Origin of the sequence: Massilia varians (assembly GCF_027923905.1) — a bacterium.
Classification (GTDB): domain Bacteria; phylum Pseudomonadota; class Gammaproteobacteria; order Burkholderiales; family Burkholderiaceae_D; genus Telluria; species Telluria varians_B.
In genome coordinates this window covers 1,561,535-1,581,334 of sequence record NZ_AP026966.1, presented here as the reverse complement: position 1 = coordinate 1,581,334, position 19,800 = coordinate 1,561,535, and the positions used below count along the sequence as shown (strand labels likewise).

The following is a 19,800-nucleotide window of genomic DNA, read 5'->3' as shown; positions in this document are numbered from 1 at the left end:
TTCACCATGTATGCCTTTTTTGTTTTCTGCCCCGCCAGGATGAGCAGATCTGGTTACAAGTCCTTTGCTGCTCGACATTTCCTTGCACCGTGGCTATCCTCAGTGCTCTGGCAACCCTGTCACGCAAGTGGCGCCCCTGATGATCCTAGCGCACCCGGCCCCGACTCCCATCACCAGCCTCACGGCCAAGAAGCGGCCGGCCGTCCTGTACGCAATCCGCCTGATGCTGCTGTTCTGCGCGCTGCTGGCCGCCGCCCAGGTCTGGAGCGCCTGGAGCGCGCGCCAGAGCCGACTGGACGAGCATGCGGCCGCGACCTCGAACATGGCCAAGGCCCTCGCGGCCCAGGCCGAGAGCACGGTGCGGATCGTCGACACGGTGCTGGCCGGCGTGGTCGAGCGGGTCGAGCATGACGGTGTGACGCTGGCCGCGAGCGAGCGCCTGCGCTCCCACATGCGCAACATGGCGCTGCAGGTGAAGGAACTGCACAGCCTGTCCATATATGACGCGGACGGCAGGTGGCTGGTCACCTCGGCCGAACGTCTGCTTCCCGGCAGCTACGCCGAGCACGACTATTTCCAGTTCCACCTGAATAACCGCAGCCGCAACGCCTATATCGGCAAACCGTTTCGCAGCAGCTTGACCGGCGTGTGGCTGCTGCCGGTGTCGCGCCGCCTCGACCATCCCGACGGCAGCTTTGCCGGGGTGGCGCTGGGCACCATCCAGATCGCCTACTTCGCCGAACTGTACGAAAGCTTCGACGTCGGCCAGGAAGGCGTGGTCATGCTGGCGCGCGACGACGGCACCCTGATCTACCGCCGGCCCTTCAACGAGAAGCTGATCGGCACCAGCATTGCCGATGGGCCGGTGTTCACGATGTACCGCTCTTCGGGCCCGGTCGGCACCGCCATGCTGCGCTCCAAGATCGATGGCGTCGTGCGCCTGTACAGCTACCGCCACCTGAACGCCCTGCCCCTGATCGTCGCGACCGCGCAGTCCAGGAAGGAGATCCTGGCCGAGTGGCAGCAGTCGACCCTCTTCATGTCCGGCGCCACCGTGCTGGTGGTGCTGCTGCTGGCCGGCGTCGGCGCGCGCCTGGTGCGCCAGATCATGATCCGCGACCAGCTCGAGGCCGAGCTGCGCATCGCGGAGGAGCACCTGCAGGAGCGCAACCAGGAGCTGACCGTGCTGGCGACCCGCGACGGCCTGACCGGCCTGGCCAACCGCCGCCATTTCGAGGACACGCTGCGCCTCGAGCTCAATCGCGCCGGTCGTACCGGGGCGCCGCTGTCGCTGGTGCTGCTGGACGTCAACGACCATTACGGCCACGTGGCCGGCGACGACTGCCTGCGGCAGGTGGCGGCGGCCCTGCGCGGCGGCCTGACCCGTCCGACCGACCTGGCGGCCCGCTATGGCGGCGAGGAGTTCGCGGTCGTCCTGCCCGCCACCGGCCAGTCCGGCGCGCGCTACGTGGCCGAGCGCCTGCGCCTGGCGGTCCTCGATCTCGGCATCGCGCATGCCGCCAATCCTCCCGGCCTGGTGAGCATCAGCGCGGGGACCTGCACCTTCCACGGCAAGCCGTGCGAGGACGACGATCCGGAGGCCTTCGTGCGCCAGGCCGACGCCCTGCTCTACCGCGCCAAGGCCGAAGGCCGCAACCGGGTCGCGGCCGATTCCGACACTACCGGCACCGCGCCGTCCGAGTTCTCCATATAAAAAACCGCCTGCGGTGCAGGCGGTTTCTTGGCCGAGCCGGTGAGGCTTAGTAGCGGTTCGGGTTGTTCGGGCGGGCATCGTAGCGGTTCGGGACGCCGTCGCCGTCACGGTCGCGGCGCGCCATGCGGTGGTTGTCGCGGACCCAGCCGCCGCGGTCCATGTACCAGCCGTTGCGGTCCTGGCGCCACACCGGCTGCTGGTAGACGTAGCCGGCACGCACCCGCTCGTAGTGACCGCGTTCCCACACGTAGCGGCGGCCGTTCCAGTTCCAGTAGCCCGGCACCCATTCGTAGCCGCGGCGGGCGGCGGGGATGCTCTCGTGGCGCAGCGGCGGCGGCGCCTTGTGCACCACGATCACTTCGGTGCGGCCCTGGGCTTGCGCCTGGACCGGCGCGAAGGCTGCGGCACTGATCAGGACAGCTGCGGAAGCGGCAAGAATCGTTTTCATGGTACTTCTCCTTTCGGTTGGTGTTGGAAGCACTATAGCCAGCCTCAACCGCGCACGGGAGAAATGAAAAACCTTCTTACACTCGAAACATGCTGCGACGAAAATGTAACCGAGGGGGATGAAAGCAAACAGCCGGCGCGAGGCCGGCTGTTCGTCATGGGATGAAAATCTGATCAGTCCAGTTTCCAGGCGTAGTCGACCTTGGTCCAGGTCGCGGCCGGTGCGCCGTCCTTGGTGCCCGGCTTGAACTTGCATGCCGACAGGCCTTTCAGGGCAGCCTTGTCCAGGTTCTTGAAACCGCTCGACTTTTCCAGTTTCGACTCGGTCACGGTGCCGTCGGCGCTGACCAGGAACGATGCCGAAGTGGTGCCCTGCTCTTCGTTCATCAGCGACGCCTTCGGGTATTCGACCGCGCACTTCTTCGGGTCGAACGAAGCCGGCACTTCGGCAGCGAAGGTTGCGCCGGCGGCGGAGGCGAGGGTCATTGCAGCGATCAGTTTCACGGTCAGGTTTTTCATGGTTTCCCCAAAAGGTTTTTGTTTAAGCTGCGCCGGTCCGGGGACCGGCGCTCTTCTCTCTTAGAATTCTTCCCACTCGTCGCTGGCGACGGTGGCGGCTTTCTTGGCTTTAGGAGCCGGTGCGGCCGGTGCATCTTCCTTCGCCGCAGCCGGGGCTGCGGCAGGCTTTTTCACTGCCGGCTTTTTGAGGGCCGGAGCCGGACGCTTGGCGGCGGCCGGGCGCACCACTACCGCGGTGCTGGTGGCCACGGCAGCTGGTGCTGCCTCGGCCTGGTATTGCTCGCCCTCGCTCAGCTTGAAGATGCTGACGACGCGGGCCAGTTCGCTTGCCTGGTCCTGCAGGCTCTGCGCGGCGGCAGCGGCCTCTTCCACCAAGGCGGCGTTCTGCTGGGTCATGCTGTCCATCTCGATGATCGACAGGTTCACCTGTTCGATGCCGGCGCTCTGCTCGGCGCTGGCGTTGGCGATTTCGCTCATGATGTCGGTCACGCGCTTCACGCTCGTCACCACTTCATCCATCGTCACGCCGGCCTGGCCGACCAGCTTGCTGCCGCGCTCGACCTTCTCGACCGAGTCACCGATCAGGGTCTTAATTTCTTTCGCCGCCGCGGCCGAACGCTGGGCCAGGTTGCGCACTTCCGATGCCACGACCGCGAAGCCGCGTCCCTGCTCGCCGGCACGGGCCGCTTCCACCGCGGCGTTCAGCGCCAGGATGTTGGTCTGGAAGGCGATGCCGTCGATCACGCCGATGATGTCCGAGATCTTGCTGGCCGAGCTGTTGATCTCGCCCATGGTGCCCACCACCTGCGACACCACTTCGCCACCCTTGCGCGCCACGTCCGAGGCGGTCGCGGCCAGGGCGTTGGCCTGACGGGCGTTGTCGGCGTTCTGCTTGACGGTCGAGGTCAGCTCTTCCATTGCCGAGGCGGTCTTTTCCAGCGAGCTGGCCTGCAGTTCGGTACGCGAGGACAGGTCGATGTTGCCGGCCGCGATTTCACGCGAAGCGGTGCCGATGGTTTCGGTGCCGCGGCGGACCTGCTGGACGATGCCGACCAGGCTGTTGCGCATTTCCTTCATTTCCACCAGCAGGCTGCCGCGGTCCGATTCTTCGGTCTCGATTGCCACGGCCAGGTCGCCGTGGGCGATGCTGGCGGCGATCTGCGCGGTGTAGGCCGGCTCGCCGCCCAGCTGCTTGCGCAGGCTGCGCGAGATGACCCAGGCTGCCGCGATGCCCATGGCGACGGCGGCGACCAGCATGCCGATCATGAAGTTACGGGCGTTGACGAATTCCGATTCGGCGTCGGCCTTGCTCTGGGCGTTCTGCTTTTCTTCCAGGGCGGCCAGCTGGTCCAGCGCGTCGGTCCACTTCTTCTGCACCGGACGCACTTCGCGGATCATGACGCGGGTGGCGTCCATCGCGTTATTCGACAGGTACAGTTCGGACGCCTTGGCGATGGCCGGCATGGCCAGGCCTTCGGATTCCTTGATCTGGGCCAGCAGGGCTTTTTCCTTGTCGCTGGCGTGGGCGGCGAACAGTGCCGACAGCTTCTTCTGGGCTTCCTCGTACTTGCGGGTCTGTTCCTTGAACTTGACCATTTCCGGTTCCATGTCGGCCGGATCGGTCATCAGGGTCAGCACGCGCAGCGACGCGATGCGGTCGCTCACGTTGTTGCGCATCTCGATGACCAGGCCGGTCGAGACATTGCTCACGCTGACGACCTTGTCGAGGCGGTCCTGGATCTGCGCCATGCGCAGGATGCCGACCACGGTCACGGCGATCAGCAGCACCAGCACCAGTGCGAAACCGAGCGCGAGGCGGGTACCGACCTTCAAGTTATTCAAAAAAGCCATTTTTCCTGTTCATCCCTGTATCTATTGATCGAAATTCGCCCGGATTCCTGCGCCGTGCGACGCGTGTCACAAGCCGTTCATGCGCCTATGGTATTTCCAAGAGGATAAATCAAAAGTTCCGCCCGGAAAGATGGAAATCGACTGTAACATCCGAACTGTTTCAGCTCAACAACAGAGTTGATAATCATCAACTCATAGGGAGCAAAGGGAATTATGCGACGAGACTTTCCACACGGCAAGCTTTTCACAAGTTATGTATACATTGCGAACAACAAACTGTAGTGTTTTGCCGACAGGAATCGGGATAGGGGCGGCCAAATCTGGCCAGCCCCTCCCACACTACCCGGCATGCGGGTCCGCGCCGGGCGGTTGGAACGGTTGAGGTCATAGTGCCGAAACCCGGCGCACCATGCCTGCTCTCACCTGGAGCCATCAGTTTTACCGTGTGACCCATTGTCTCGAGCTTGCGCGCCCAGAGGTGCGCACTGCCGCATGCCTCCATGCCGATCAGGCAGGGCGACAGGTTGGCGAAGAAGTTTGCCATCTGGTCGCGTTTCACCTGCTTGCGCAGGCACGTCTTGCCTGCCGTATCGACGCCGTGGATCTGGAACACGTTCTTTGCCAGATCGATGCCAATTGCGGTAATCTGCATGATGACGCTCCCTCTCATTCAGGTGGTGTTCGACACTACCACTTTGGCACATTTGATGCCGTAGAGTGGGGGCGTCCATCCCATTGGGTAAGAACGCACTCCTTCCCTGCACAACCGCCGAATTTACGCCGCCTCGCTTTGACCACAAGAGCTTCGCGGAATGTTGCCCGCTCGCCCTGCTCGGCACCGCCTTCTATTCGGTTCTTGTCCAGGCTCACAGTTTCGCTCCACGCTTCCTCCCCACACTCGGTCGCCCTTATGCAGTTGTGCTTCGCTTCGCTCGCTGTGGTCAGCTCGCGGCGGGACTTGCACCCGCAAGAGTGCGCCCATGCTGGGCGCACAACGAAAAGGGCGTACCGAAGTACGCCCTGTGGCAGAGTACAAGCGGGGGTCAGGCGGCAAGCGGCATGCGTGCGGCCGCTTCCAGCAACAGGGCCGGATCGGCGCCCGCCAGCTTCTTCGGATCGGACAGCAGCTGGCGGAAGGCACGGGCGCCCGGCAGGCCGGTCATGATGCCCAGCATGTGGCGCGTGATGCTGTTCAGCTTCAGGCCATGCTGGCCGTACAGGCGCAGCTGCTCGGCGATGTAGGGAATCATGGCTTCCAGCACCTCGACCCGGGTTTTCATCGGCGCCTCGAGGTCGCCGTAGAACAGGCGGTCCCAGCTCGCCATGACCCAGGGGTTGTGATAGGCCTCGCGGCCCAGCATGACCCCGTCCACGTGCTCCAGGTGCAGGGCGATCTCCTGATCCGTCTTGATGCCGCCGTTGATGATGATTTCCAGCTCCGGAAATTCGCGCTTGAGCTGGTAGGCCACGTCGTAGCGCAGCGGCGGAATCTCGCGGTTTTCCTTCGGCGACAGCCCCTTGAGCACGGCATTGCGGGCGTGCACGATGAAGGTGCGGCAGCCGGCATCAGCGATGGTGCCGATGAAGTCGCGCACGAAGCCGTATTCCTCGTTGTAGTCGATGCCGATCCGGTGCTTGACCGTGACGTCGATCGTCACCGCGTCGCGCATCGCCTTGACGCAGTCGGCCACCAGCTGCGGCTCGCCCATCAGGCAGGCCCCGAAGGCGCCCTTCTGCACCCGCTCGGACGGGCAGCCGCAATTCAGGTTGATTTCGTCGTAGCCCCACTGCTCGCCCAGCTTCGCGCTTTTCGCCAGGTCGGTCGGATCGCTGCCGCCCAGCTGCAGGGCGATCGGGTGCTCCACCTCGTCATAGCGCAGGTGGCGCTCGACGTCGCCGTAGACCAGGGCCCCCGTGGTGACCATTTCTGTATACAGCCAGGTGTGGCGGGTGATCTGGCGATGGAAGACGCGGCAGTGGCGGTCGGTCCAGTCCATCATGGGGGCGACCGACAGGCGGCGGCTGCGGTAAGGGGAAGTGGCGGTGGTCACGGCGGCTTCTTATATATATGCGGTTGCGAAACGAGGGCGACATCATAGCGCTAAACCCGTGCCGCCGTCCTTCGCCTGCTGTCCTATCAAAAAAATTTCCATACGGCATTTAATAAACGCCTGAGGACGGTCGTCTTGTACTCCTGAGAGCGCAATAAACCCAGCTCTGAAACGCTAACCCAACAGGAGTTCCCATGCTGAGCCTTCACACCAACAACGCCTCGCTGGCCGCGCAAAATTCGCTGACCCGCACCCAGTCCTCGCTGTCGACCTCGATGACTCACCTGTCGGTGCAGGTGCTCACGCTGCCCGTGTTCCGCGCGGTGGCCGAACTGGCCCTGGTGCTGCCGCGCCTCGACGCGGCGGAGACGCAGGCGCGCGAAGTATGAAATATTATTTCACCAAGACTCTATTTGTGCAATAATATTTCATCAGTTGCCGCGGGGGCCAGCCGACGGTACCGACGATCGACACGTCCCGGTTCTCGGGAATCTCGTTATACGACAGCACGTGCAGCCCCGGCGCGAACAGCTTGGCGTAGCGCGCCAGCAGCGGGCGCACCTGCGGCAGCACCAGCAGCAGCGGCGGCGTGTGCCGCTGCTTCATCTGCTCGCGCGCCACCGGCATATTGATCTGCAGCTGAGACAGCAGCTGCGGGTCGATCGGGTAGTTGTCCAGCGCGACCTTGCCGCCATTGTTCTGGCGCGCCTGGTTCAGGGAGCCGAGCAGCATGTTTTCCAGTTCGGCCGACGGGTTAAACGCCGGCATGTCCTTCTTCTTGCCGAACAGGCCGGACACGATCTGGCGCCGCAGCGCGCAGCGCACCTCGGCCGCCAGCAGGATCGGGGCCTTGGTGGTTTCCGAGCTGTCCAGCAGCGTGGTGGCGATCACCACGATGTCCTTCAGCGACACGCCTTCGGCCAGGAGCACGCGGAACACGCGCAGCAGCTGGGTGTGGGTGAGCGCCTTTTCCAGCGCCCCGGCCAGCTTCGGCGACAGCGCCTGCAGGCGCTCCAGGATCGCCGGCACGTCCTCGTGGCGGAACAGCTCGTGCAGGTATTCGCGCACCACCTTCGAGGTATGGGTGGCGATCGCGCTCGCCACCTCGACCACCTGGTGCCCAGGCCCAGCGCATCGGCCTTCTGCTCGGGCGTGATCCAGGTGATCGCCATGCCGTAGGCCGGCTCGATGCCGGGGATGCCGTCGATCTCGCCGTACACGTTGGGCGACGGGATCGCCATCAGGTGATCCGGCCATCACTTCGGCTTCGGCCACCACGATGCCCGACAGGCTGATCGCATACTGGGAAGGACGCAGCGCCAGGTCGTCGCGCACGCCGATCGCGGGCAGCACCATGCCCATCTGCTCCGACAGGCTCTGGCGCAGGCCCTTGATGCGCTTGGTGAGCGGCTCGCCCTGGGCCTTGTCGATCATGCCGACCAGCTTGTAGCCCACCGCCACCCCCTACCTGCTGCACCACCGGCAGCGCCTGCCAGTCGAGCTCGGGCGCGCGCTCGTCGCGCAGCGCCGCTTCGATCGCGGCCACCCCTAGATTGTCGGGCGCCTGCACGCGCCTGGTGAGCTTCCAGCCGACGAAACCGACCACCGCCGCGAAGATGAAGAAGGTGAACATCGGCATGCCCGGCACCAGGCCGAGCACGATCATGACGCCCGCCACCGAGAACAGCACCGCCGGCTGAGCCAGCATCTGGCTGCCCACCTGCTTTTCCAGGTCGCCGGATTCGCCGATGCGGGTCACCAGGATCGCCGCCGCCGCCGACAGCAGCAGCGCCGGGATCTGCGCCACCAGGCCGTCACCGATGGTGAGCAGCGCATAGACCTTGAAGGCTTCGCCCAGCGGCAGGCCGTGCATCAGGGCGCCGATGGCGATACCGCCCACCACCTATGCCTTCTCGGTGGGCAGCGCCGGCGGCCCGCAGCTGAGCGCCACCATCGAGCCCGGCATGACGCCGGAAGAGATCGCCGCCCGCCTCGACCGCACCCTGTCGCCGGTGAAAGTCCGCGTGTCGCTGGACAGGCAGCAGCAGCTGGTGTTCAGCGCGCCGGAATCCGAGTGGGTCGGCATGAAGGATGCGATCGCGATCTCGGGCCGCGGCCGTGTCGACGTGGCCGAAGACCCGGCCGGCCTCGCGCCGGAACAGTGGAATGTCGGCACCCCGGACGCGCTGCGCCAGAGCCTGCGCGAAGTGGTGCAGGCCCTGGCACGGGTGCGCCGTTCGCAGGAAGCGGCCAGCGCCGCACTGAGTGCGGCCATGGCGCGTGTCGAACAACCAGCCATTCCGGAAGCGGAGCTGGCGGCCATCAGCGGCGACTTCGCAGCCACCGCGGCCAGCCACGATTACCAGTCGCTGCTGGCGATCACCTCGGCCCTGGTCGGCGTGAGCCGCGAACGGGTGCAGGCGCTGCTCGGACTGCGCTGATCGGTCCCGCTCATGAAAAAGCCCTCCGGCGCCAGGCGCCGGAGGGCTTTTTTGTGGTTCTTCGCGGGGAATGGGGGAAGACGGGGTTGACGATCTAATCGGGAGGTGGTGGCGGTGGCCTGATGTTGGTAGATTGATAGTCGCCAAACAAATCAGTCTATCAAACCACCGCCATGCTCAATGCTATGTCGTCTGTCTCGTTTTGGGAAGGCCATATTGTCGACACCGTCCAAGAACAAGAAGACGGATCACTGTTAATCGTTCTCGATACCTGCCCGGCAAGGGATGCTGTGTGCGGAGCGTGCCACCAGCCTTGCGCCCTGGTGCATGAGCGCCGAAGGCGTAAGGTGCGCGATCGCGACGTTCTGGACAAGCGCGTCTGGCTCGATGTGCCGGTACGGCGGCTGGACTGCCATCACTGCAATGCACGAGTGGCCGAGCACATTGTTTGGCTCGACCGCCGGGCGCGCATCACGCACCGCGTGCGTCTGTGGGTCGAGGCGCTGGCGCAGTTGCTGCCCATAGCCCATATAGCCCGGTTGACCGGGCTGCACTGGCATACCATCAAAGAGATTGATCATCGGCGACTAAAGCAGCTGCACGGCGACTTCTCGGCGGTGGGCGTACGCCGCTTGGTCATGGACGAATTTGCCCTGCACAAGGGCCATCGCTACGCTACCGTGGCCATGGATGCCGAGCGTATGCGCGTCTTGTGGGTTGGGGAAGGCAACAGCCGGGAAGCGATCCGGCCATTCTTTGAGCTGCTGGGCGAGCAAGGCTGCCAGCGAATCGAGGCGGTGGCCATGGATATGAACACGGCCATGGACCTTGAAGTGCGTCAGCAATGTCCAAACGCGGAGGTGGTCTACGATTTGTTTCATGTCGTGGCCCGCTTCGGCCGCGAAGTCGTCGACCGGGTGCGCGTCGATCAAGCCAATACGTTACGGGCCGAACCAAAAGCGCGCCAGGTCATCAAGCGTAGCCGCTGGCTGTTACTACGCAACCGCGACAACCTCAAGGCCGAACAGGCCGTCAAGCTCGAAGAACTGCTCGCCGCCAATCAGCCGCTGGCAACGGTCTACCTGCTCAAGACCGAATTGAAAGAGATCTGGTATGCGCCATCGGTCCGGGAAGGTGCTCGTCGATGGAAGGCTTGGCTCAAACTCGCCTTGGAAAGCCATATCACACCGCTGATCCAGTTTGCCAAACGGCTGGCCAAGTACCGGCGCGGCATTCTGGCTTCGGCCATCTATCCGATGAACTCATCGATCCTGGAAGGCGTCAACAACCGCATCAAAGTCATCAAGCGCATGGCCTACGGATTTCGGGATGCATCCTACTTCTTCCTGAAAATCAAGGATGCGTTTCCCGGCAAAACGCGATGAACCTTTTTTGTTACTTGCGTGCTGTTGAAGCGTTTAGAAGCCGTACTTCAGGCCGGCGCTCCAGACGTTGGCGCGGGCGCCGAAGTCCTTGGACTTGCCGTAGCGCTCATATTCCGCCACCAGTGCCGTGTTCTGGTTCAGCTTGTACTCCACGCCGACGCCGGCGTAGCCGCTGGTGTCATCCTGCTTGAAGTTGCCCACGTTGGTGTTCAGCTTGCGCTCGCTGTGCGAGATGCCCAGCTTGCCGTAGGCCGACACCTGTTCGTTGACCGGCATGGTGTATTTCGCAGCGACATAGGTACCGTAGCCTTCGGTGTTGCCGCGCATGCCGCCACTGGCGAAGTCGGTCTTGTGGTGGTTGGTCCAGCCGGCCTCGACACCCATGCGCTCGTCGAACTGGTAGCCGGCGAACAGCTTGCCGTCGGCCTTGTGGGCGTCAACGGTGCTGTTCTTGGCAGTCACGGCGCTGGCGCCGACATAGCCGCGCCCGGCGTTGGTCTGGGCCTGAGCGGTACCGGCAACGGCGGCAGTGGCGATCAGTGCAATCATCAGCTTTTTCATGCGAACTCCCTTCAATAATCTTCATCTGGCTCGCAATTCACAATGAATCGCGTTGTATACACAATAGCAAACCCAGCCGGCTGAGTCCAGTCCAAACCTGGTAAGAACTGTAACAAGATGCAAAATTGAGACCAGATCAGCACTTATGTGCGCCAGATGACGGATGATGTCGTGAAGTGAGTCGGGGGCGACAGTGCGCGAAAAGATTAACCTCACTTGAGGGTCAGGTCTGACATCTGGACACGAACTCAAGCATGACATGCTTGTATTGCCCAGTCCGTGTCCGAATGTCAGACCTGACCCCGGCTGAGGAATAAAAAAACCCGCTGCAAGCAGCGGGTTTCTCTGAGACAGCTTGGAGGCGATTACGCGCCTTCGCGGCTCGCCTTCTTGCGCTCGTGTTCCTTCAGGAAACGCTTGCGCAGGCGGATCGATTTCGGGGTGATCTCGACCAGTTCGTCGTCTTCGATGAACTCGACGGCATATTCCAGCGACATCTGGATCGGCGGCACCAGGCGCACGGCTTCGTCGGTACCCGAGGAACGCACGTTGGTCAGCTGCTTGCCCTTGATCGGGTTGACGACCAGGTCGTTGTCGCGCGAGTGGATGCCGATGATCATGCCTTCGTACACCGGGGTGTTGTGCTCGACGAACATGCGGCCGCGGTCCTGCAGCTTCCAGATCGCGTAGGCGACGGCGGCGCCGTCGTCCTGCGAGATCAGCACGCCGTTGCGGCGGCCGGCCAGGTCACCCTTGCTGGTGTCGACCGGTGCGTATTCGTGGAACACGTGGCTCATCAGGCCAGTGCCGCGGGTCAGGGTCATGAACTCGCCCTGGAAGCCGATCAGGCCACGGGCCGGGATCAGGTATTCCAGACGGACACGGCCCTTGCCATCCGATTCCATGTTCTGCAGGTCGCCACGGCGGCGGCCCAGCTCTTCCATCACCCCGCCCTGGTTCACTTCTTCCACGTCGACGGTCAGGTTTTCGTAGGGCTCGCACTTGACGCCGTCGATTTCCTTGAACACCACGCGCGGACGCGACACGGCCAGCTCGAAGCCTTCACGGCGCATGTTTTCCAGCAGAATGGTCAGGTGCAGTTCGCCACGGCCCGAGACTTCGAAGATGGTGTCGTCGTCGGTCGGCAGCACGCGCAGCGCCACGTTCGACTTCAGTTCGCGCTCGAGGCGGTCGCGCAGCTGGCGGCTGGTAACGAACTTGCCTTCGCGGCCGGCCAGCGGCGAGGTGTTCACCATGAAGTTCATGGTCAGGGTCGGCTCGTCGACGGTCAGCATCGGCAGCGCTTCCGGAGTATCCACGGCGGTCACGGTCACGCCGATGCCGATGTCTTCGATACCGTTGATCAGGACGATGTCGCCGGCGACGGCTTCTTCCACCTGCACGCGCTCCAGGCCCTTGAAGTTCAGCACCTGATTGATGCGGCCCTTGACCGGGTTCTTGTCGTCCTGGCCGTTCAGCACCAGCACGTCCATGCCCGGCTTGATGCGGCCGCGGTTGATGCGGCCGATGCCGATCTTGCCGACGTACGAGGAGTAGTCCAGCGAGGTGATCTGCATCTGCAGCGGGCCGTCCGGATTGTCGTCACGCACCGGCACGTATTTCAGGATGGCATCGAACAGCGGCTTCATGTCGCCGCCGCGCACGCTCTCGTCCAGGCCGGCGTAGCCGTTCAGGCCCGAGGCGTAGACGATCGGGAAGTCCAGCTGCTCGTCGGTGGCGCCGAGCTTGTCGAACAGTTCGAAGGTCTGGTTGATCGCCCAGTCCGGACGTGCGCCCGGACGGTCGACCTTGTTGACCACGACGATCGGCTTGAGGCCCAGGGCCAGCGCCTTGCGGGTCACGAAGCGAGTCTGCGGCATCGGGCCTTCCTGGGCGTCGACCAGCAGCAGCACCGAGTCCACCATCGACAGCACGCGCTCGACCTCGCCGCCGAAGTCGGCGTGGCCCGGGGTGTCGACGATGTTGATGTGGGTGCCTTCGTACTCGACCGCGCAGTTCTTCGAGAGAATCGTGATACCGCGTTCTTTTTCGATGTCGCCGGAGTCCATCACGCGGGTGTCCACCGCCTGGTTTTCACGGAAAGTGCCGGATTGGCGCAGCAGCTGGTCCACCAGGGTGGTCTTGCCGTGGTCAACGTGGGCGATGATTGCGATATTACGAATCGCGCGTTTGGTGTCTGACATGTGTGTTTTCAACAGTGAATGTTGCGTGATGGTCGGAGGCGGCGATGATCATTACCGTTTACCGTAGCCCGCTACTATAGCACGCTATGTGGCTTGCTGCGCTGCAGCGAGCGGGAATTTCGACGAAAAACTGCCGTCGATGATAGCGCCGATCGATTGCAGGAAGATGACGCCCAAGCGCCGCCGGCGCGCCGTAGCGCGCCAGCAACGGTAAGCGGGCGCTTACTGCTGCGCCGCGATCAGGCGCTCCGGCGCCAGGATGGCGTATTCCTGCAAGCTGGCGGTGCCGAGCAGCTTGCCGTCATGGTAGACCCGCACCCGGCCCAATTCGCTGGGGACGACGACCGATTCCTTGCCGAGCGCCAGGCGCTGGCCGTTCAGGAAACGCTTTGCCAGCTCCGCCGTGAGCTCGACCGACGGGAAGCTCGACAGCAATGCATCGACCGGGGCCAGCAGCGAGAGCGGATCGGCGTGCGCCTGCAGGTCCTCCAGCGTGATCATGCGCTCGGTGGAGAGCGCCCCCACCTGCACCCGGCGCAGCGCGTTCAGGTGCGCGCCGCAGCCGAGCGCGGCGCCGATGTCCTCGCCCAGCACGCGCACATACGTGCCCTTGCTGCAGGTGACCAGGATCTTCAGGAGCGGCGCCGTATACTCGACCAGGGACAAGGCGTGGATGGTCACCGGCCGCGCTTCGCGCTCGAGCGTGATGCCTTCGCGCGCGTACTCGTACAGCGCCTTGCCGTCGCGCTTGAGCGCGGAATACATGGGCGGGACCTGGAAGATGGGACCGCGAAAGCGCGCCAAGGCGGCTTCGACCTGCTCGCGCGTGACATCCACCTCGCGCTGCTCGATGAGCTCCCCTTCGGTGTCGCCAGTGGTGGTCATGATGCCCAGGTGAACCGTCGCCTCATAGGTCTTGTCGGCTTCGAGCAGGTCTTGCGAGAACTTGGTCGCTTCGCCGAAGCACAGCGGCAGCAAGCCGGTGGCGAACGGGTCCAGGGTGCCGGTATGGCCGGCCTTTTTGGCATTGAAGACGCGCTTGGCCTTCATCAGGGCGTCGTTCGAGGACAGGCCGACCGGCTTGTCGAGCAGGAGGACGCCGTCGACGAGGTCGCGCGGTTTTTTGGGAGGACGGGCTGCCACGTGCGCTTACTCGCTGTCCGAATTGTCGTCCTGGCCGAAATCGGCGGCGCGGGTCGCGTTGGCCTGGTCGATCAGGGCCGACATGGCCAGGCCGCGCGTGGTCGAGGTGTCGTGCACGAAGTGCAGCTGCGGCAGCGTGTGGATGTGCAGGCGCTTGCCGAGCAGGTTGCGCAGGTAGCCGGCAGCTTTCGACAGGCCTTCCAGGGTCTGCTTGACTTCCTCCGGGCTGTCCTTCAGCAGGGTGAAGTAGATTTTGGCGTGGGCATAGTCGGGGGTCAGCTTGACTTCGCTGATGGTGACCATGCCGACGCGCGGATCCTTGAGTTCGAAGGCGATCAGTTCCGACAAGTCTTTCTGGATCTGGTCGGCGACCCGCAGGCCGCGCTGGGGAATGCTTTTGCTGTGTTTTGCCATGATGTTGCTATCTTGTTCTTGTGAATGTCGGGCCAAAAAACAAGGGCCAGGCCCCTCGCGGCATCGCCGCGAAGCGTCCTGGCCCTCATGGTACGCCCAATGTCGAAATTACAGCGTACGTGCCACTTCGGTTACTTCGAACACCTCCAGGACGTCGCCGACCTGGATTTCGTTCATGTTCTTCAGCGACAGACCGCACTCGAGACCGGCACGGACTTCCTTCGCGTCGTCCTTGAAGCGCTTGAGCGAGTCGATCTCGCCGGTCCACACGACAATGTTGTTGCGCAGCAGGCGGACCGAGGAGGTACGCTTGACGACGCCGTCGGTGACCAGGCAGCCCGCGATCGCGCCGACCTTCGACACCAGGATGACCTGGCGGATTTCCACCTGGCCGGTGATGGTCTCGCGCTTCTCCGGTGCCAGCATGCCCGACAGTGCCGTCTTGATCTCGTCGATCGCATCGTAAATGATGCTGTAATAACGGATGTCGACGCCGTTGGCTTCGGCCAGCTTGCGTGCGGAGGCGTCGGCACGGGCGTTGAAGCCGATGATGACCGCCTTCGAGGCCACTGCCAGGTTGACGTCGGATTCGGTGATGCCGCCGACCGCCGCATGGACGATCTGCACGCGCACTTCCGAGGTCGACAGCTTCTGCAGCGAACCGACCAGCGCTTCCTGCGAACCCTGCACGTCGGTCTTGACGATGAGCGGCAGGTTCTTGACTTCGCCTTCGGCCATCTGGTCGAACATGTTCTCCAGCTTGGCGGCCTGCTGCTTCGCCAGTTTGACGTCGCGGAACTTGCCTTGACGGAACAGGGCGATTTCGCGCGCCTTGCGCTCGTCGGCCATCACCATCACTTCTTCACCGGCGCTCGGCACTTCGGTCAGGCCCTGGATCTCGACCGGGATCGACGGGCCGGCGGTTGCCACCGGCTTGCCGTTCTCGTCGAGCATCGCACGGACGCGGCCGAAGGAGGAACCCGCCAGCACGACGTCGCCGCGCTTCAGGGTACCCGACTGCACCAGGATGGTCGCGACCGGGCCGCGGCCCTTGTCCAGACGGGCTTCGACCACCAGGCCACGGGCCGGTGCTTCAGCCGGCGCCTTCAGTTCCAGCACTTCGGCCTGCAGCAGCACCTGCTCCAGCAGGTCGTCGATACCGGTACCGATCTTGGCCGACACCGGGACGAACGGCGAATCGCCGCCGTATTCTTCCGGCACCACGCCCTCGGCCACCAGTTCCTGGGTGACGCGGTCGGTATTCGCGCTCGGCTTGTCGATCTTGTTGATCGCCACCACCAGCGGCACGCCGGCAGCTTTCGCGTGGGCAATCGCTTCCTTGGTCTGCGGCATCACGCCGTCGTCCGCCGCCACCACCAGGATGACGATGTCGGTGGCCTTGGCGCCGCGGGCACGCATGGCGGTGAACGCCTCGTGGCCCGGGGTATCCAGGAAGGTGATCATGCCGCGCGGGGTGTCCACGTGGTATGCGCCGATGTGCTGGGTAATGCCGCCGGCTTCGCCCGACGCCACCTTGGCGCGGCGGATATAGTCCAGCAGCGAGGTCTTGCCGTGGTCGACGTGGCCCATGACGGTAACCACCGGGGCGCGCGAGGTCGCTTCGAACTCGGCGTGCTCGCCCTGGTCGGCCAGCAGCGCTTCCGGATCGTCCACGGCGGCCGGGAAGGCCTTGTGGCCCATCTCTTCCACCAGGATCATCGCGGTTTCCTGGTCCAGCACCTGGTTGATGGTGCACATCTGGCCCAGCTTCATCAGCTGCTTGATGACTTCCGATGCCTTTACCGACATCTTGTGGGCCAGTTCGGCCACGGTGATGGTTTCCGGCACGTGCACTTCGCGCACGATCGCCTCGGTCGGGGCCTGGAAATTGGATTCGCGGTCGTCGCTGTGCGAACGACGGCCACCGCTGCGGCCGCCGGCGCGCCAGCCGTCACGGCCGGTGCCGCCGCCCGGACCGCCACGGCCTTTCGGGCCGCTCGGTGCGCCGCGCTTCTTGGCGTCGTCCGACCAGGTCGAGGAGACATTGGCCGACTTGATCGACTTCTTGTCGCCCGGCTTCTTGTCGCCCGGCCTGGCCTCGCCCGGCTTCTTGTCGGCGCTGGCGGCAGGCTTGTGCAGGGTGCCCGCCGGCGCTGCGGGAGCAGCCGGCTTCGGTGCCGGTTCCGGCGCCTTGATGACGCGACGCGGCTGGCTCATCATGGCCTTGATCTGGGCCACTTCGTCGGCCACGGCCTTGCGTGCACGCTCGGTGGCGGCAGCGCGTTCGGCCGCTTCCTTGGCAGCTTCCTCGGCGCGCTTCTTGGCTTCAAGAGCAGCAGCCTGGGCAGCTTCTTCCGCGGCGGCGGAGACCGGGGCCGCAGGCGCAGGGGCGCTCGCGGCGGCCTTCGCCGCTGCGGCAGCCTCGGCGGCTTCGCGCTTGGCCTTCTCGGCCGCGTCACGCTTGGCCTGCTCTTCGGCGGCCTTGGCCTGGGCGGCCTCTTCCGCCTCGAGCTTGGCCAGGCGTTCCTGCTTTTCACGCAGGTCCGCTTCCTGGCGGGCGATCAGCTCGGCCTGGCGGCGCGCCTCTTCGTCGCGGCGCGCCTGCTCGGCTGCGTCGACGACCGGGGCGGCGGCTTCGGCGGCTTTCGGGGTGACCAGGTCGTCACGCTGCACGAAGGTACGCTTCTTGCGCACTTCGACCTGGATGGTACGCGACTTGCCACTAGCGTCAGCCTGCTTGATCTCGGTGGTCTCCTTGCGGGTCACCGTGATCTTCTTCTTCTCGCCGGTTTCGGTCGCACCGTGGGTACGGCGGAGATGGTTCAGCAGCTTGTCCTTATCATCTTTCGACAAGGGATCTGACGTCGAACTTTTTTCGACGCCGGCCGAGCGCAGCTGTGTCAGCAGCAGGTCTGCAGGCATCTTCAGTTCGGTGGCAAATTGGGCTACGTTGTTACTCGCCATTCAGTCCTCTTTTCTATGTGTCGCTGAGATGATAAAGATTTGCAAATTACGCCTTGGCCGTTTCTGCCAGGCTCCAGGCCTTCGCCTGCAGCGCCTTGGCGCGGTCATCGTATTTGCTGTCGACCAGCTTCATCTCTTCGTCGGTCACATCACTAAATTCATTCTTGATCAGGTCGCGGGCACGGTCCGACGACAACGCCAGGATGGCGCCGAATTCGTCGTAAGCGAGACCAGCGAATGCTTCGACCGTCTTGATGCCAGCCAGGCCGAGCTTGCCGGCGGTGCTGCGGTCCATGCCTTCCAGGGTCACGAGGGCTTCTTCCATCCCTTCGAGGCCTTCTTCGGAAGCGATCGCTTCAGTCACCAGCGCGTCACGGGCGCGGGTGCGCAGTTCGTTGACGGTATCTTCGTCGAACGACTCGATTTCCAGCATTTCGGAGATCGGGACGTACGCGATTTCTTCAAGGCTCGAGAAGCCTTCATCCACCAGGATGTCGGCCACTTCCTGGTCGACGTCCAGTTTTTCCATGAACAGCGCGCGGATCGCGGCGGTTTCCTGGGCCACCTTGTTGGCCGATTCCTCGGCCGTCATGATGTTGATCTTCCAGCCGGTCAGCTCGGAGGCCAGGCGCACGTTCTGGCCCGAACGGCCGATTGCGATCGCCAGGTTCTCTTCGTCGACCACCACGTCCATGGCGTGCTTGTCTTCGTCGACCATGATCGAGGAGACATTAGCCGGAGCCAGGGCGCCGATCACGAACTGGGCCGGATCGTCCGACCACAGCACGATGTCCACGCGCTCGCCGCCCAGCTCGCCGGTCACGGCCTGCACGCGCGAACCGCGCATGCCGACGCAGGTGCCGATCGGGTCGATGCGCTTGTCGGCGGTGAACACCGCGATCTTGGCGCGCACGCCGGCGTCACGGGCAGCCGATTTAATCTGCAGCAGGCCCTGTTCGATTTCCGGCACTTCCAGCTCGAACAGCTTCATGATGAACTCCGGCGCGGTGCGCGACAGGATCACCTGCGGGCCGCGCATGTTGCGGTCCACGCGCAGGATGTAGGCGCGGACGCGGTCGCCGATACGCAGGTTTTCCTTCGGGATCATCTGGTCGCGCGGCAGGCGCGCTTCGATCTTGCCCGATTCCACGATGGCGTCGCCGCGCTCCATGCGCTTGATGGTGCCGGTGACCAGCGAATCGCCGCGCTCGAGGAAGTCCTGCAGGATCTGCTCGCGCTCGGCATCGCGCACGCGCTGCAGCACGACCTGCTTGGTGTCCTGGGCGAAGCGGCGGCCGAACTCGACCGATTCGATCGGGTCTTCGATGTATTCGTCCACTTCGATGTCAGGAATTTGTTCCTTGGCTTCGAAGTGCAGGATTTCCTGGTCGGGCAGCTGCAGGCCGGCTTCGTCGGGAACGACGTGCCAGCGGCGGAAGGTCTCGAATTCGCCAGAGTCGCGATCGATGCTCACGCGAATGTCGACATCGCCTTCATAGCGTTTTTTCGTGGCTTGCGCGAGCGCGAATTCGAGCGCCCCGAAAACCACTTCCTTATCGACGTTCTTTTCGCGCGCGAGCGCATCCACCAGCAATAAAATTTCGCGACTCATGCTTTGCGACTCCTAAAATCCACCTGTGGCACCAAGCGTGCCTTGTCCAATTCGGCCAGCGTAAATTCCAACAACGCTGCGCCATCTTTATTTTCAAATTCCAGACCGACCTTCTCGCCCTCGACGCCGCGCAGGATACCGGTAAAGGTTTTCCGGTTCGCGGTGCCCGGCATGGCGACGCGCAGCTTCACCGTGCATTCGTGTCCGGCAAAGCGCGCAAAGTCGGCCAGGGTCCGCACCGGGCGATCGAGGCCCGGCGACGATATCTCAAGCCGTTCGTAATCCACATTCTCGACGGTGAGCACGTGCGACAACTGGTGGCTGACCGTGGCGCAGTCCTCGACCGTGATCGGGCCCTTCTCTTCCACGACGTCGGCGGGGAAATCGATATACACGCGCAGGATCCCGCGCTCGCCCCGTTCGACGTCCACGAGTTCGTAGCCGAGGCCACCGACTGTTTTCGAGATGAGTTCAAACTGCTGCACGGCGCTTCT

The 19,800-nt window shown here is 63.8% G+C and carries 16 protein-coding genes and 2 pseudogenes; 4 read left to right on the top strand and 14 right to left on the bottom strand.

The window, feature by feature from the left end; genetic code table 11:
• The first annotated feature begins 139 nt into the window (after positions 1-139).
• The gene (locus MasN3_RS07240) at positions 140-1,714 is read left to right on the top strand and encodes a sensor domain-containing diguanylate cyclase (protein ID WP_281913269.1); all 1,575 of its coding nucleotides are present in this window, start codon (positions 140-142) and stop codon (positions 1,712-1,714) included.
• Between the two features lie 46 nt (positions 1,715-1,760).
• On the opposite strand, the gene MasN3_RS07235 is transcribed toward MasN3_RS07240, so the two are convergent.
• The 5 genes and pseudogenes from MasN3_RS07235 to dusA all read right to left on the bottom strand — a co-directional run bounded on the left by MasN3_RS07235 (position 1,761) and on the right by dusA (position 6,582).
• Positions 1,761-2,162, bottom strand: a complete 402-nt coding sequence (locus tag MasN3_RS07235) for a YXWGXW repeat-containing protein (RefSeq protein ID WP_281913268.1) — start codon at positions 2,160-2,162, stop codon at positions 1,761-1,763.
• Between the two features lie 173 nt (positions 2,163-2,335).
• The gene (locus MasN3_RS07230; RefSeq protein ID WP_281913267.1) at positions 2,336-2,680 is read right to left on the bottom strand and encodes an energy transducer TonB; all 345 of its coding nucleotides are present in this window, start codon (positions 2,678-2,680) and stop codon (positions 2,336-2,338) included.
• A gap of 60 nt (positions 2,681-2,740) precedes the next feature.
• Positions 2,741-4,531 carry a methyl-accepting chemotaxis protein gene (locus MasN3_RS07225; protein ID WP_281913266.1) on the bottom strand — a complete coding sequence of 597 codons (1,791 nt, stop codon included), beginning with the start codon at positions 4,529-4,531 and terminating at the stop codon, positions 2,741-2,743.
• A gap of 424 nt (positions 4,532-4,955) precedes the next feature.
• Positions 4,956-5,183 (bottom strand): annotated as a pseudogene (locus tag MasN3_RS07220) (IS110 family transposase); the annotation flags it as partial.
• A 391-nt stretch (positions 5,184-5,574) separates the two neighbouring features.
• Entirely contained in the window at positions 5,575-6,582 is a 1,008-nt protein-coding gene (gene dusA / locus MasN3_RS07215; protein WP_281913265.1) for a tRNA dihydrouridine(20/20a) synthase DusA, read from the bottom strand.
• Positions 6,583-6,776: 194 nt separating this feature from the next.
• On the opposite strand from dusA, the gene MasN3_RS07210 reads away from it, so the two are divergent.
• Complete coding sequence (locus tag MasN3_RS07210) at positions 6,777-6,971, top strand: hypothetical protein (RefSeq protein ID WP_281913264.1); 195 nt, start codon at positions 6,777-6,779, stop codon at positions 6,969-6,971.
• A gap of 4 nt (positions 6,972-6,975) precedes the next feature.
• On the opposite strand, the gene MasN3_RS07205 is transcribed toward MasN3_RS07210, so the two are convergent.
• Positions 6,976-8,016: an FHIPEP family type III secretion protein gene (locus MasN3_RS07205; RefSeq protein ID WP_281913263.1), complete on the bottom strand. Its 1,041-nt coding sequence runs from the start codon at positions 8,014-8,016 to the stop codon at positions 6,976-6,978.
• Between the two features lie 184 nt (positions 8,017-8,200).
• Positions 8,201-8,455 (bottom strand): annotated as a pseudogene (locus tag MasN3_RS07200) (FHIPEP family type III secretion protein); the annotation flags it as partial.
• 10 nt (positions 8,456-8,465) lie between these two features.
• On the opposite strand from MasN3_RS07200, the gene MasN3_RS07195 reads away from it, so the two are divergent.
• Both MasN3_RS07195 and MasN3_RS07190 read left to right on the top strand, forming a co-directional pair.
• Entirely contained in the window at positions 8,466-9,023 is a 558-nt protein-coding gene (locus tag MasN3_RS07195) for a hypothetical protein (RefSeq protein WP_281913262.1), read from the top strand.
• Between the two features lie 185 nt (positions 9,024-9,208).
• On the top strand, positions 9,209-10,408 hold the full coding sequence (locus MasN3_RS07190; protein WP_370662349.1) for an ISL3 family transposase: 1,200 nt from the start codon (positions 9,209-9,211) through the stop codon (positions 10,406-10,408).
• 33 nt (positions 10,409-10,441) lie between these two features.
• Here MasN3_RS07190 and MasN3_RS07185 read toward each other — a convergent pair whose 3' ends face one another.
• The 7 genes from MasN3_RS07185 to rimP all read right to left on the bottom strand — a co-directional run bounded on the left by MasN3_RS07185 (position 10,442) and on the right by rimP (position 19,791).
• Complete coding sequence (locus MasN3_RS07185) at positions 10,442-10,969, bottom strand: porin family protein (RefSeq protein ID WP_281913260.1); 528 nt, start codon at positions 10,967-10,969, stop codon at positions 10,442-10,444.
• Between the two features lie 365 nt (positions 10,970-11,334).
• Entirely contained in the window at positions 11,335-13,173 is a 1,839-nt protein-coding gene (gene typA / locus MasN3_RS07180; RefSeq protein ID WP_281913258.1) for a translational GTPase TypA, read from the bottom strand.
• Between the two features lie 222 nt (positions 13,174-13,395).
• Positions 13,396-14,316 carry a tRNA pseudouridine(55) synthase TruB gene (truB, locus tag MasN3_RS07175; protein ID WP_281913257.1) on the bottom strand — a complete coding sequence of 307 codons (921 nt, stop codon included), beginning with the start codon at positions 14,314-14,316 and terminating at the stop codon, positions 13,396-13,398.
• Positions 14,317-14,322: 6 nt separating this feature from the next.
• Entirely contained in the window at positions 14,323-14,730 is a 408-nt protein-coding gene (rbfA, locus tag MasN3_RS07170) for a 30S ribosome-binding factor RbfA (RefSeq protein WP_281913255.1), read from the bottom strand.
• 108 nt (positions 14,731-14,838) lie between these two features.
• Positions 14,839-17,694: a translation initiation factor IF-2 gene (gene infB, locus MasN3_RS07165; RefSeq protein WP_281913254.1), complete on the bottom strand. Its 2,856-nt coding sequence runs from the start codon at positions 17,692-17,694 to the stop codon at positions 14,839-14,841.
• Between the two features lie 46 nt (positions 17,695-17,740).
• Complete coding sequence (gene nusA, locus MasN3_RS07160; RefSeq protein ID WP_281913252.1) at positions 17,741-19,306, bottom strand: transcription termination factor NusA; 1,566 nt, start codon at positions 19,304-19,306, stop codon at positions 17,741-17,743.
• On the bottom strand, positions 19,303-19,791 hold the full coding sequence (gene rimP, locus MasN3_RS07155) for a ribosome maturation factor RimP (protein ID WP_281913251.1): 489 nt from the start codon (positions 19,789-19,791) through the stop codon (positions 19,303-19,305). The genes nusA and rimP overlap by 4 nt, the downstream gene beginning before the upstream one ends.
• Positions 19,792-19,800 lie beyond the last annotated feature (9 nt).